This is a genomic window from Microcoleus sp. BM001215392, from assembly GCF_036700185.1.
Classification (GTDB): domain Bacteria; phylum Cyanobacteriota; class Cyanobacteriia; order Cyanobacteriales; family Microcoleaceae; genus Microcoleus.
Genome location: NZ_JAUBOJ010000195.1, coordinates 1 through 13452 on the forward strand (window position 1 = coordinate 1; position 13452 = coordinate 13452).

Annotated in this window: 11 protein-coding genes; 5 read left to right on the forward strand and 6 right to left on the reverse strand. The window is 45.4% G+C overall.

All coding sequences use genetic code 11. From position 1 onward, the window contains the following. Positions 1-282 precede the first annotated feature (282 nt). Positions 283-849, forward strand: a complete 567-nt coding sequence (locus tag QT974_RS19890; RefSeq protein WP_333470156.1) for a transposase — start codon at positions 283-285, stop codon at positions 847-849. A gap of 286 nt (positions 850-1135) precedes the next feature. Here the strand turns inward: QT974_RS19890 and QT974_RS19895 are convergent, their stop codons facing one another. Next, on the reverse strand, positions 1136-2236 hold the full coding sequence (locus QT974_RS19895) for a tetratricopeptide repeat protein (protein WP_333470157.1): 1101 nt from the start codon (positions 2234-2236) through the stop codon (positions 1136-1138). A 150-nt stretch (positions 2237-2386) separates the two neighbouring features. Between QT974_RS19895 and QT974_RS19900 the strand changes: the two genes are divergently transcribed. Together QT974_RS19900 and QT974_RS19905 are read left to right on the forward strand one after the other, a co-directional pair. Next, the gene (locus QT974_RS19900; RefSeq protein ID WP_172184303.1) at positions 2387-2713 is read left to right on the forward strand and encodes a YbjQ family protein; all 327 of its coding nucleotides are present in this window, start codon (positions 2387-2389) and stop codon (positions 2711-2713) included. 250 nt (positions 2714-2963) lie between these two features. Continuing rightward, entirely contained in the window at positions 2964-3587 is a 624-nt protein-coding gene (locus QT974_RS19905; RefSeq protein ID WP_293147917.1) for a hypothetical protein, read from the forward strand. A 262-nt stretch (positions 3588-3849) separates the two neighbouring features. On the opposite strand, the gene metH is transcribed toward QT974_RS19905, so the two are convergent. Then, the gene (gene metH, locus QT974_RS19910; RefSeq protein WP_333470158.1) at positions 3850-7401 is read right to left on the reverse strand and encodes a methionine synthase; all 3552 of its coding nucleotides are present in this window, start codon (positions 7399-7401) and stop codon (positions 3850-3852) included. Between the two features lie 90 nt (positions 7402-7491). On the opposite strand from metH, the gene QT974_RS19915 reads away from it, so the two are divergent. Beyond that, positions 7492-8058, forward strand: coding sequence for a type II toxin-antitoxin system Phd/YefM family antitoxin (locus QT974_RS19915; RefSeq protein WP_333470159.1), 567 nt, complete (start codon positions 7492-7494; stop codon positions 8056-8058). A gap of 396 nt (positions 8059-8454) precedes the next feature. On the opposite strand, the gene QT974_RS19920 is transcribed toward QT974_RS19915, so the two are convergent. The 4 genes from QT974_RS19920 to ispE form a co-directional block, all read right to left on the reverse strand. Further along, a complete protein-coding gene (locus QT974_RS19920) occupies positions 8455-9174 on the reverse strand; it encodes a hypothetical protein (protein ID WP_333470160.1) in 720 nt (239 codons plus the stop codon). 164 nt (positions 9175-9338) lie between these two features. Next, a complete protein-coding gene (locus QT974_RS19925) occupies positions 9339-10025 on the reverse strand; it encodes a DUF488 domain-containing protein (protein ID WP_442933197.1) in 687 nt (228 codons plus the stop codon). A 10-nt stretch (positions 10026-10035) separates the two neighbouring features. Beyond that, positions 10036-10389, reverse strand: a complete 354-nt coding sequence (locus tag QT974_RS19930) for a DUF3082 domain-containing protein (protein ID WP_333470161.1) — start codon at positions 10387-10389, stop codon at positions 10036-10038. Between the two features lie 183 nt (positions 10390-10572). Beyond that, the gene (ispE, locus tag QT974_RS19935; RefSeq protein ID WP_333470162.1) at positions 10573-11550 is read right to left on the reverse strand and encodes a 4-(cytidine 5'-diphospho)-2-C-methyl-D-erythritol kinase; all 978 of its coding nucleotides are present in this window, start codon (positions 11548-11550) and stop codon (positions 10573-10575) included. Positions 11551-11640: 90 nt separating this feature from the next. Here ispE and QT974_RS19940 point away from each other — a divergent pair, with 90 nt between their 5' ends. Then, entirely contained in the window at positions 11641-13161 is a 1521-nt protein-coding gene (locus tag QT974_RS19940; RefSeq protein WP_333470163.1) for a sensor histidine kinase, read from the forward strand. The last annotated feature ends 291 nt before the right edge of the window (positions 13162-13452 follow it).

A 13452-nucleotide genomic window follows, 5' to 3' on the forward strand; every position in this document is an offset into this window, starting at 1 on the left:
CTGTGAGAATTTTCGCCTCTTGACGAGATTTTGCGTAGAAACCCGGTTTCTGAGTTCCCGGTTTCTGAGTTCTCGCGCTGAGTCCGAGAAACCGGGTTTCTACGAGTTTTTACGCCTCTTGACGAGATTTTGCGCAGAAACCCGGTTTCTGAGTTCCCGCGCGCGATCCGAGAAACCGGGTTTCTGCAATAATTTAAATAGTCTCACCAGATTTTCGGAAGAAACCCGGTTTCTGAGCCTCCCGGTTTCTGACTCCGACTAGCCACTCACCTACCTTCTGATATGCCACGTCGCCAAGTTATCTTGCAAGCGGGTAATTACTACCATGTTTATAACCGAGGTAATAACCGTCAGTTGATATTTTTTGAGCGAGAAAACTATATTTATTTTTTACGCCTATTAAGAAAGCATTTGATTACTCATGGTGTCGATATTCTTGCTTATTGTTTGATGCCGAACCACTATCATTTATTAGTTTACCTAAAAACTAATCGTTTTTCTAACCTGATGCAGGCATTTACTCTATCTTATGCCAAGGCTATTAATAAACGCTATCAAAGAGTGGGTTCACTGTTTCAGGGTCGATTTGAGGCGATTCATGTAGATACAGAAGAGTATTTATTACACCTCACTCGCTATATTCACTTAAACCCAGTCTGTGCTAATATAGTTAAAAAAGCAGAGGATTGGGAGTTTTCTAGCTATCAAGAATATCTTGATTTGCGCCAGAGTAGTTTACCTAAAATAGATGGAGTGCGATCGCAATTTCAATCGGCAGATGCTTATCGCTACTTTTTAGAAGATTTAACTAGCGATAAATTAATCCAGCATTTAACCTTTGAAGAATAGAAAGAACCTACGCGCATCCAAGAAACCCGGTTTCTGAGTTCCACGCGCCTAGTCCGAGAAACCGCGTTTCTCTGAGAATTGACGCCTCTTCACGAGATTTTCTGAAGAAAGCCGGTTTCTGAGTCTCGCGCTACACCTCAGAAACCGGCTTTCTGCGACAATTTACGCTTCCCCACGAGATTGTCTGAAGAAACCCGGTTTCTGAGGTGTAGCGCGATCGCGGATTGTTGATTCTGACCCATCAGAAACACTATCAACTATCAACTATCAACTGACTAATGACTAATTACTTCAGTTCATTAAGCGCCGCCTCGGCTTTTTGTGCGCCATCATTGTTACCTTGCTGGCGGTAAGTGTCTAGCGCTTGTTGAAAAGCTTGAATTGCGTCGGATTGGCGATCGCGCGCTTTGAATGCTTTACCCATGTTGTAATAAGCTTCTGCCCGGTCTGGTTCGAGCTGGATCACTCGCCTAAAAGTGATAATTGCTCCTGAAAAATCTTGTTTTTGTAGTTGAATTTCTCCGATCGCAGCGTAGGCCTCAACTAAATTTGGGCGCACGTCAATCGCCCGCTTATAAGCTAAAAGCGCTCCGTCGAAGTCTTCTTGAGTCTTGAGAAGTTCACCAATTTCTAACTGCACTTCGGGATTGCGCGGCTCCAATTTGGAAGCTTCTTCAAACGCTGCTAGCCCTTCGGAAGTGTTGCCGCTGCGCAGCAAAGCAGTACCTAATTTTAACTGAATGCTGGCTTGTTTGGGAGCGAGTTTGGCTGCTTGTTTGAGCACGGTGACAGCACTGGCAAAGTTTCCCTGCTGGATCAATACTAAACCCAATGAAGAATAAGCTTGCCAACTTTTCGGATCGAGGGCGATCGCCTCTTGGTATGCTTTAAATGCACCGCTGTAATCTTTTTGCTGAAACAGCACCACTCCGAGCCCGATTCGGGCGTTGACATTTTTGCGATCGAGCGCAGCGGCGCGACGGTAAGCTGCTGCTGCTGCGGGATAGTTTTGCAGGTTCGCCATAGCATATCCTAAGGCGTATTGAAAGTCAGCATTTTTGGGTTCCAGACCGATCGCCTGTTGGTAAAATTCCACTGAGGCTTGATAGTTTCCCTGACGCGCTTGTAAATAAGCAATACCGGAAAAAATGCGCGGGTTTTCCGCATCTAAACGGGCTGCTTGTTGATAAATAGCGATCGCCTTACTGTAGTCTCCTAAATCTACCAACTCGCGTCCTTGCCGCAGCAGACTATCTAAATTTGCATTATTTTTAGGTTGAACTTCCTCTGGTGTGTCTGCTGAGAGCGCCCGATGCGGCGTTGCGATCGCAAATCCCGCTACCAAAAGTGTACTGAATACCAAGAGACTTTGTTTGTGGACGGCCATTTTTTTCAAAGAGTGTGTGGATTAAAAGAGCGAATTGCTGTCAGCTTAACAAGCTTACAGCTTAGGGTTTGCCTGGAATTTTTGAGCGGGGAGATGTAGTAAACCTACAGAAATCGACCAACTCAAAATTTTCGCACTTGAGGCCAACTGATGATTGTAACAACAACTGATATCATCCAAGGAGCAGAAATTCAATCTTACTTGGGAATTGTAACTGCTGAGGTGGTCTACGGCACCAACGCCCTGCGAGATTTCTTCGCGGGTATTCGCGACATCATCGGCGGGCGCACGGGCAGTTACGAGGAAGTGTTTCTCAAAGGACAGCGAGATGCGCTCGCGGAACTCGAAAAACGAGCCCAGCGCTTGGGTGCTAATGCGGTGATCGGGGTGGAAGTTGACACCGGCACGATTAATGTAGACTCTTCGGGGGCTTTGCTGTTGATTACTGCCGTTGGGACTGCTGTCAGATTGCGTTAAGCCGCCTTTCCTATATACATCCGTGAACTTTTTTAACTGGATAAAAGAGTTATTGGTTATCAGCCATCAGTCATCAGTCATTAGCTAATAGCTGCTGGCTGAGGGCTGATGACTTTTTTGTTTCATTCTTCAGACATAGAGAGTCATTCTTTCCCCAGGCAGATATGATTTCTATCAATCTCAGCCACAATCAATGCTTAGGTGAAAGATTGTTAAAAATAGAACCAACTCTCAAAGGAAAAGAAAAGCTATGGCATACGTAAATAGACCAGTAGACAACGTTGTTACCGAGCAGACTCTAGTTAAGCCGGTCATGGAATATCACGATTTAGTGCGCTGGGGGCCAATTTTTTCAGGTTTGGTAATTGCGATCGGCACACAATTAGTTTTAAGTGCGTTGGGTGCTGCGATCGGCTTGAGCAACATTGCTAATTCAGGAGCTCCGCGCAGTATAGCCGGCAGCGTGGGTACCGGAGTAGGAATTTGGTCAATTATCAGTTTATTAATCAGCTTGGGCGTTGGCGGTTGGGTAACTGCTCGCGCTTGCGGCCCCATGAACCGCAGCACCGCGCTTTTGAACGGAGCAATTTTGTGGGCAACTACCTTAACAATTGGCTCTTGGCTGTTAGCAAATGGCGTAGCCGGGACTTTTGGCGTAGTAGCAGCGAACGCCGGAGCAGCGATTAATCAAGCGCAGCAAGGTAATGTGAATCTCCCCAACCAAGCGCCTAGCGTTTCTGCTCAGGATGCTCGGAATATTGCTGAAAATGCTGCAAAAGCTGGTTGGTCGTTTTTGTTCGGCTCGTTATTGGGTTTGGTTGCTTCAATGGCCGGAGCATCTGCCGGTGCCCGCACTCCCCGGAATCACTTGTAAAACTTTAGTCAGACAATCAAACTTCATGTTAATAAAAGCACTTTTTTTAAGGTGCTTTTTTATTGATTTAATGTGTGTATTCTTCAGTCTCGCGTTGCGCGGACTTTGTTTGACAAGGAGCGGTTTCAACCGCCGAGTTTTATCCCTGAAAATATCTGCGTTGCATCTGTGTCGATCGGCCTGATATCTGCGTTTTTTTATCAATCAAAGACTTAGGCAATCTTGTCTATAAAAGTAGGGTGCGCAGTGCGCACCCTAAGAATTAAGCAGTGAAGTATTTGGCGGCTGGGTGATAGGTGATAATTGCAGTGGTGGATTGTTCCGGATAAAGCTGTTCGCTTTCATCCATGTACAGGTTTATACGATCGCACTTTAACAAATCCAATTGCTTGTACTGATCCGCCATATTCGGACAAGCCGGATAGCCGAAACTGTAGCGCGAACCGCGATATCGCTGCGCCAGCATATCCCGAATATTGTCCGGTTCCTCGCTAGCAAAGCCCAATTCTCGGCGAATCCGTGCGTGAGTCCATTCGGCTACCGCTTCCGCCGTCTGCACCGCCAATCCGTGGAAGTAGAGATAATCGGTATATTGATTGTTAGCAAATAGCTTTTGCGCGTACTCCGTAGCAACTTCTCCCACCGTCGCCACTTGCATCGGAAATACATCGATTTTACCCGATTCTTTCGGTGCGAAAAAGTCGGCAATGCACAGCCTGCGCGCCGATTTTTGCCGGGGAAAGGTGAATGTCGCAGCGGGTGTCGATACATCTTGACCGTTACTCATAATTTCCGGGTTGTAAATATGCAACGAATTTCCTTCTGATTGACAGGGGAAATACCCGTAAATTGCTTGCGGATGCAGTAACTTTTCGGTGATAATTTTGTGTTTCCATTCTTCCAAGATTGGATAAACTGTCTCAGCTAAGAAAGCATCGTATTCTTCCCGCGATTGGTCTTTTGGCTTGCGGAATTGCCACTGTCCCGCAACTAATGCTTGCAAATCTAAGTGCCAGAAAAGCTCTTCAAAGGGGATTTCTTCGGGCGATAACAGTTTGGTTCCCCAGAAAGGAGGATTCGGGCGATCGATATTTGCATCAACTGCTTCGGAACGCTTGGTATCAACAATCACCGGAGTCTCTGCCTTCTTCGCATCCTCAACCGCAGTTTCTGCCGAAGTTTTAGCTGCTTTCACCGCCCCATTCTCACTCCCAACTTCATCTAAAAATCCAGCCAAATCTTCCCAGTTTCCAGCAGATTTTGCTGGCATCAGTTTCTCCATAAAGTTTAAGTCAGAAAACGCATCTTTGCCGTAAACGACTTTACCTTTATAGGTATTTTGGCAGTCTTCATGCACAAACTTGGGAGTCAAAGCCGCGCCGCCCAAAATCACGGGAACAGTGATGCCTTTCTGGTTGAATACTTCCAGATTTTCCTTCATAAATGCGGTGGATTTCACCAGCAAGCCGCTCATCGCAATACAATCTGCTTTGTGCTTTTCGTAGGCTTCGATGATATTGTCAACTGGCTGTTTAATTCCCAAGTTAATTACTCGGTAGCCGTTGTTTGATAGGATAATATCAACCAAGTTTTTGCCGATGTCGTGAACGTCGCCTTTGACAGTTGCAATGATGAATGTGCCTTTAGCATTGTCCCCGGATTCGGACTTTTCCATGTACGGTTCTAAATAAGCAACTGCCGCTTTCATGGTTTCGGCTGACTGCAATACAAATGGTAGCTGCATTTGTCCGGAACCGAACAATTCTCCGACTACTTTCATACCCTCTAACAAGAAGGTATTGATAATTTGCAGCGGCGGATAGGTTTCTAATGCTTTGGCGAGTTGGATGTCGAGCCCGATGCGTTCGCCGTCGATGATGTGGCGCTTGAGACGTTCTTCTACGGGGAGGTTTTCGTCTTGGGTGCGATCGCGCTTGGTAGTTTTGCCCGCAAACACCGTTGTCAGGTCGCCCAAGGGGTCGTAAACGCAAATATCGCCGTCGAACTCCCGTTCGTCGTAGATCAGTTTGCGGCAGATTTCCTGGTGTTTGGAGTCGATTTTGGCGATCGGCAAAATCTTATTAGCGCTGATAATCGCCGCATCCATCCCCGCCTGCATTGCTTCGTGCAAAAACATGGAATTGAGAACTTGGCGCGCCGCCGGATTCAAGCCGAAGGAAATGTTAGAAACTCCCAAAATCACGTGACATCCGGGCAATTCTTGGCGGATGCGGCGGATCGATTCGATGGTAGCTTTGCCGTTTTTTCGGTCTTCTTCAATCCCGGTAGAAATTGGCAAAGCCAGGGTGTCAAAAAAGAGTTCCGAGGCGGGAATTCCGTAGGCGACGGCGGCATTATAGGCGCGTTGGGCGATCGCAAATTTTTGGTCAGCAGTGCGCGCCATCCCATCTTCGTCAATCGTCCCAATTACAATCCCCGCGCCGTATTTTTTCGCCAACTCCAAAACTTGATAAAAACGCGGTTCTCCGTCTTCGTAGTTAGTAGAATTTAGCAAACATTTGCCGCCCGCAACTTTCAAGCCTGCTTCCATCTTTTCCCATTCGGTGGAATCCAGCATTAAAGGCAGAGTTGCATTAGTCACAACGCGAGAAACTAATTCTTTCATATCGCGCACGCCGTCGCGCCCGACATAATCGACGTTGACATCGAGAACGTGCGCGCCTTCTCGCACTTGTTCTCTAGCCATTGCTACTAAACCGTCCCAGTCTTCGGCGTTGAGCAAATCGCGGCATTTTTTGGAACCGCTGGCGTTGAGTTTTTCGCCGACAATTAAGAAAGAGTTTTCTTGTTCGTAGGGTTGGGCGCTATAAATTGAAGCAGCGGCTGGTTCCCAAGTAATTTCGCGAATCTTGGGTTTAAGAGTTGTACCAATTTCTGACAGTTCGCGGATGTGATCGTAGCGAGTACCGCAGCAGCCGCCGATGACTTGCACGCCTAAGTCTTCGACGAAGCGCATCAAGGCCATTTTTAATTCAATCGGCGTCAGTTTGTAGTGCGCGTGGCCGCCAATGTTTTCGGGTAAGCCAGCGTTTGGTACGCAGGAAACGACGAAGGGCGAATGTTCGGATAGATATTTGACGTGTTCCGCCATGCGATCGGGCCCGGTGGCACAGTTTAATCCTAAAATATCTATGGGATACGGCTGCAAAATAGCTAAGGCGGCGCTGATGTCGGAACCGACTAACATCGTGCCGGTGGCTTCCATGGTGACTGATACCATTAACGGAATCCGCGCACCTTTTTTCTTAAAAACTTCTTCAATCGCATTTAATGCTGATTTAATTTGCAGCACATCTTGACAAGTTTCGACAATAAATAAGTCAACGCCGCCGTCATAAAGTCCTTCGGCTTGTTCGGTAAAAGCGGCGGTAAGCGTGTCAAAATCGATGTGTCCTAAGGTTGGCAATTTGGTGCCCGGGCCGATCGATCCTGCGACAAATCTCGGTTTTTCTGGCGTGTCAAATTCTGCTGCGATATTCTTGGCGAGTTCGGCCGCCGTTTTGTTGAGATAATAGGCTTTGTCGGCTAAATCGTACTCCGCGAGCACGATGGAAGCAGCGCCGAAGGTGTCTGTTTCGATGACATCGGCGCCTGCTTCGAGGAATCCTCGGTGCACGATGGCGACGGCTTCCGGCTTGGTGTGCACGAGATATTCGTTACAGCCTTCGTATTCTTTACCGCCGAAGTCTTCTGCGGTGAGGTTTTGAACTTGCAGGTTGGTTCCCATGGCGCCGTCGAAGACGATGACTGGGCGCGAGGGGTGGTGGAGTCGATCGAGAAATTTGCTATTCATCAGCGGTAAAAAGACGTAGGTGCTATATATTTACAATTTTCTCTATTGTGCAATATTGTCAACAATTATGTGTATGTTGGGGAACGACTGATGACTGAAGGATTTAATGCTGCTGACGGTAGTTCGATCGCACCTACGATCTTACCGATCGCCCTGGATCGTTGTCAAAATTCTGCTGCGGGCGCGGCTGTGGGGGCTCAACTGGCGATCGACTCTGAGGGGTTTTTCCGCTTAACTGTTGAGGAATTTTGCGAAAATGCGATCGCGATCGTTCAGCGAGTGATGCAAAAGGGCGATCGTTTTATTTTACAGCAAGCAGGGAAGGATCTAGCTGCGATCGTTCCGGAAACAGAATTTCACAAGCTAGATTATCTGATGGAAGAACTCAAACCCTCACAATTCTTTCCTGACGAAGAAGCATATTATGAAGATGAGAGAGGAATCCACTGCATTTACCCGGACGAACTTGTAGAAGACCTTGATAATATCCTAGCCGATGTCAAGGAATGCGACGAATTATTTGGTTTGCTTCCCACTGAAGAAATGGGAAAGAATGTTGATATTTTCATGTCTGTAGCTATTCTCATGTCTATCGATCGTTTTTGGGTGCCGGACTATCTAATCGCTGAGCAAGCCAGACTAAAAATGCTATCATAATACTATTCGCAGGGTGTGTCGCCCTTGAAAATACCTCGCATCAGAGGGTGCATTTGGGTTTTGCAAATATGTGTGTAGGGGCGAAGCATGACCGCTGTCAATATAAGATTATAACTAATAATTTATATGCGGTCATGCTTCGCCCTCTTCAAAAACCAGATGCACCCTATAAAAGTTTCGTAGGGGTGTATCTCAATTTGGCAAGGGCGAAGCATTTCGGCACATAATTTATGAATGAGAACCAGAGATTTACTGCCGAAATACTTCGCCCCTACGAATATATTTGCAAAAATGAGATGCACCCGTTTCGTAGTGAGGACTTCAGTCCTTGCATTTGATGCGGACTGAAGTCCTCACTACGAACCTTTGACTGTTTAAAACAATTATAATTTTTCATTATTTCTTTCGCATCTTTCTCTGTGAACCTCTTTTAGCCAGGTGCTTAATTTCATTGTCGGCTGGAACTTCTACTTTTTCTACAATTTCTAAATCTACAATTTCAACCTCGCCGCCGCTAATTTCCTCAGCTTTCTCAACATCCTGCAAATCCTGCTGATGTTCGATTAACTCCACTCCCAACCCAGAATCTAAAATCGGCAATTCATCCATGGCTTCACTAATCTCAGATTCTCCAACCCAATCGTCAATTTCCGCCGCGGCTAAATCTTTCTCAATTTCTTGACTAATTTGAGTTTCTCTAATTTCCTTCTCTACCTTTACTAGCTGCACCGATAACTGCTGGTTTTCCCTTGACAAATGCTCAATCTGAGTCGCTTGAATTCTAAGCTGTTCATTCAAAACACGAATTTCTCGGTTTTGCTGCTGAATCATTTCTTCCCCATCAGTAATAGTTCTATTTCTCTCTAATATGATTTCATTTCTAGTTTCTAATTCCAAAGCGCTCATGGCTGCTTTAATTACATTATAAAAATGCGGCTTAGAGACATCCACTTTCTTAGCATTATGGCGAATTTTTCCCAAAAGCCCAATTTTTTCACCTTGCTTAACAGCCAAGACAAAACCTTGATGATTTTTAATTTTTAATTCTTTGACAAAATCCACTTGAACTAAACTGCAAATATATCTGTGACAGTCATAATAAAATTCTGCTTTCATAAAAAAGCACCCCTTTCTGCTACAGTCCCGCAGAATTATACCACGAAGAACGTTAAAACTCTAACAAAATATCTAAACCTATGGTGTGCATCGCTCGCCCTACCATAATTTTAAATGTATTCAATATCAAGAGTTGCTGCTAAAATTAATCAAAAATCAAGAATCTATCGCCGAGAATTGCCTTGTTTTCTGATATAAGCCCTGGTCAATCCGTAACGATAATAAGCTGTTTCTAAATCAATTATTTCATCTTTAACTTCAGATTCTAATTCAAACAAACTTAATTGAACCGGAGCCTTATTATTTCTCAGATTGTTAAATTTGCTCAAAAGTCTGGCTTCTAAATTTTGGTGCGATTCTAAATTGCCATCGGACAGAATATGATTAATTTGCAAATTAAACTCTTTGAGTTTGTGGCAAACTAAAAGAGTGCGGTGACAAGTAAGCGGGTCTTTTTCCGCACACATTAAACTAATTTTATAATTGGCTGCGCCTTTGAGCAAGCGCTGAATTCCTGCGGAAAATAGAGGAGTGGCTGCTATGCGATCGTACAAAGCTTTACCCCCTGTATCGTAACAGCTTAAATCTTTGGGCCTGGCGCCCAACTCTTTGCCTAAAAACACATATTTAATGCCAGCCGCAGACAGAGATGCGGCAACTTCAGGTTTATTAAAATGAGGTAAATAGCGGCCCAAAGGATGCGATCGCACGTCCGCAACCGCTGTAATTTCGTGTTTTTGCAGCAAAAAAACAAACGCTTCAATACTGTGATTGGAGTGTCCGATCGTCAATAATTCCATTTCTTCGAGCTTACTATTGATGCTGTGCCTTGCTGATGCAAGTTTTGGCAATTTGATTGTTTTAAGCTGCGGGTTTGTTCGCCAACTTTTGAATCAAAAGCTGCATGGCTAGCAGCATCAACCCCACAGATGCAAAAGCAAAAACGCCTCCGCCCAAAGCGACGATTCCCATGACTAATGTTCGTACAGCCGCCGCAATATTGATCGCAGTCGTATTGTCAGAATGAATCGGCTTGTTAGCAAAAGTTTGGGCGATCGACAAAGTTAGTGCGTACAAACCCGCCGCAAAGCCGCCCGCCATCAGCGAACCAGTTACGCAGCGCAAAACCGTAGGCGGTGAAGGAGATGCAGCCGCACTCTCCCCGCTAGAATTTACAGGTTGAGACGTAGAATTTGGATTAGTTAAATCAGCCATGGCGATTTGAGATTTTAGGTTTGAGATTTGAGACTTTTGGTTGATCAACCAAAATAAAAATCTTTGTTTCCTGAGATTTTATCAGTTCTTCGAGTTAAATAGACTCTGTGCAAAGTTAGATTCATTTTGACCGATCGCCCCCCTCGACATTTAACGGGCGAGCGCGATCGCACCATTTGCGAGTTACACCGTCGCAACCGACGCTTTTACATCATTTCCCTCAGAAAAAATCCGAATTCCAGTATTGCTAAACTTTGTTACCCAAAAATCCAAATCTGGAGAAGCGATCGCACTTTTCACCCGTTCCATAGCCTGCTGAGCCTGCTGTTGAGACTCGCACAGCGCAAACACCGTCGGCCCTGAACCCGACATCATCGTTCCCAAAACTCCCGCCGACTCAAAACCCTCCCGCAATTGCAACACCTGCGGGTACACGGGTAAAGCAACTTTTTCTAAATCGTTGTGCAACAATTGACCAATTTTCGATCGATCTTTTTGGGCGATCGCCGCCACCATCGGCCCCGAATGCAGCCGTTCCCGACGACAGTCCAAATCTTCTGGTGCACAATAGGAACTACTGAACTTTTGACGATAAGTTTGATACGACCACGCCGTAGAAATACTGAGATTGCGAAACTTCGCCAGCACCACGTACAACCCACCTAAATCAGGGAGTGGAGACAGTTTGTCCCCGCGGCCAGTTGCCAAAGCCGTACCTCCTGCAATGCAAAAAGGCACATCAGAACCCAAGGTTCCTCCCAACTCTTGCAACTCCGACTGAGTAAGTCCCAATTGCCACAGCAAGTCCATCCCGACTAACACCGCGGCCGCATTTGCCGAACCGCCGGCAAGCCCCGCCGCCACCGGAATCTGCTTGTGAATGGCAATCTCGACTCCGCCGTATTTTGCCAAAGCATCGGGGAATTGCTGCGCCAACAAATCCGCCGCCCGGTAAGCCAGATTATTCTTATCCGGCGGGACTTGCGGGTGATCGCAGCGCACGCGGATCGTGTCCGTACCGATCGCGCGCAAGTCAATTCGATCGGTTAAATTTATGCTTTGAAGCACCATCGCCAGTTCGTGATATCCGTCCGGGCGATCGCCTATTATCTCCAAATACAGATTGATTTTTGCTGAAGCTAGTAGAGAATATGAACGCATAGGTGATTAAGCCGCAGGTGAAATAAACCCCTGGTTGAAATTAATTGATACCAGTCAGAGTCTATTTTCTCACAACTCAAAGGAAATATTATGCAGGAAATGTGGAAAACTTTTTTTAGTTCGGGGTCATTTATTCCCCACGGTCACTGCTATCTCTGGCAAACCAAGTTAGTCTGGCTCCACGTAGCCTCAGATTCAATAATTGCGATCGCCTATTTCTCGATCCCCATTACACTGGTTTACTTTATTTCCCAACGCGAAGATTTACCTTTTAACTGGATCTTTGCCATGTTTGGAGCCTTTATCGTCGCCTGCGGCATCACTCACATATTTGAAGTTTGGACACTGTGGCATCCTATCTATTGGATTTCCGGAACCATGAAAGCAATTACCGCCATAATTTCCTTCGCTACAGCCATACTTCTAGTAAACTTAATCCCTCAAGCCCTAGTCCTTCCCAGTCCCGCCCAGTTAGAACTAGCAAACAGCCTCCTACAAGCAGAAATAGTCGAGCGCCAGTCAGCAGAAGCTGCACTCAAAAAAGCTAAAGACGAGTTAGAAATTAGAGTAGAAGAACGCACCGCCGAATTAAAGATGCAAACTCAACATCTCGCCCAAACTTTATCAGAATTGCAGCAGACGCAATCCCAGCTTGTCCAAAGCGAAAAAATGTCATCCCTGGGACAATTAGTAGCTGGCGTCGCCCACGAAATAAACAATCCGATTAACTTCATTTACGGCAATATCGCTCCCGCAGCCAACTATATACAGAGTTTGCTGGAACTCACAGCCACCTATGAAGAAAATTACCCTAATCCCGAACCGGCAGTTAAAGAAAAGCTCAAATCAATTGATTTAGATTTTATCAAAGAAGACTTGCCAAAAATCTTAGTTTCCCTGAAAACCGGAGCCAACCGAATTCGCGACATTGTAAAATCGCTGAGGGTTTTCTCTCGGCTTGATGAAGCAGAAATGAAATTAGCCGACATCCACGAAGGTCTTGACAGCACTCTGATGATTTTGCAAAGCCGCATCAAACCCCACTCTAATTTTCCTGGCATTAAAATTATCAAAGAATACGAAGATTTGCCAAAAATAGAGTGCTATCCCGGACAGCTAAATCAGGTATTTATGAATATTATTGCTAATGCTATTGATGCTTTAGAAGAAGAACAAGAACAAGAACAAAAAGCAGAAGCAACAGAAAAACCAAATTCATCACTTGCAGCCAGTCAACCCGAGATCGGTACTATCAAAATTTATACTAAAATTTTAGAGAGCGAATGGGTTGAAATCCGCATTGCTAACAACGGAAAAGGCATCCCAGAATCGGCAATCAAGCAGTTGTTCGATCCTTTTTATACCACGAAAGCCGTAGGCAAAGGCACGGGGCTGGGTTTGTCGATCAGCTATCAAATTATTACAGAAAGACATCAGGGTGAATTGTTATGTATTTCCACACCCGGACAAGGTACAGAGTTTGCGATCAAAATTCCGATTAGCGTCACGCGGCTCACCCAGAGACAGGTTCTTTTTAGCAATCATACTTCGCCCAATCCGCCCAGAGAGAACTTGCTCATAACCAGCAACCAACCAGGAATTGCCATATAAGCGAATCCATTTCAGAAGCCATACTTAAGAGAAAAAACGCTGTGACAAATATCTGATAAGTAAGTAGGCGCTAATAAAACAAAGTATATTAAGTAATTTGACAATTACGCTTGATTTGTTCGTAGTGAGGGCTTTAAGCTGTTCTGCATTTAAACTGTAGGTCAAAAAATAATTAAACTCTTATGGGATGGCTTTGAGCAGCGTCCCGAATATGCAATTTAAATGCCGGACAGCTTAGCCCTTTTTTACAGGGATGGAGCCGATACCTACAAACCTTGAATTATTTACACC

Coding starts and splice junctions, on each gene's coding strand:
- QT974_RS19890 (WP_333470156.1), top strand. CDS start 283: ATGCCACGTCGCCAAGTTATCTTGCAAGCGGGTAATTACTACCATGTT.
- QT974_RS19895 (WP_333470157.1), bottom strand. CDS start 2,236: ATGGCCGTCCACAAACAAAGTCTCTTGGTATTCAGTACACTTTTGGTA.
- QT974_RS19900 (WP_172184303.1), top strand. CDS start 2,387: ATGATTGTAACAACAACTGATATCATCCAAGGAGCAGAAATTCAATCT.
- QT974_RS19905 (WP_293147917.1), top strand. CDS start 2,964: ATGGCATACGTAAATAGACCAGTAGACAACGTTGTTACCGAGCAGACT.
- metH (WP_333470158.1), bottom strand. CDS start 7,401: ATGAATAGCAAATTTCTCGATCGACTCCACCACCCCTCGCGCCCAGTC.
- QT974_RS19915 (WP_333470159.1), top strand. CDS start 7,492: ATGACTGAAGGATTTAATGCTGCTGACGGTAGTTCGATCGCACCTACG.
- QT974_RS19920 (WP_333470160.1), bottom strand. CDS start 9,174: ATGAAAGCAGAATTTTATTATGACTGTCACAGATATATTTGCAGTTTA.
- QT974_RS19930 (WP_333470161.1), bottom strand. CDS start 10,389: ATGGCTGATTTAACTAATCCAAATTCTACGTCTCAACCTGTAAATTCT.
- ispE (WP_333470162.1), bottom strand. CDS start 11,550: ATGCGTTCATATTCTCTACTAGCTTCAGCAAAAATCAATCTGTATTTG.
- QT974_RS19940 (WP_333470163.1), top strand. CDS start 11,641: ATGCAGGAAATGTGGAAAACTTTTTTTAGTTCGGGGTCATTTATTCCC.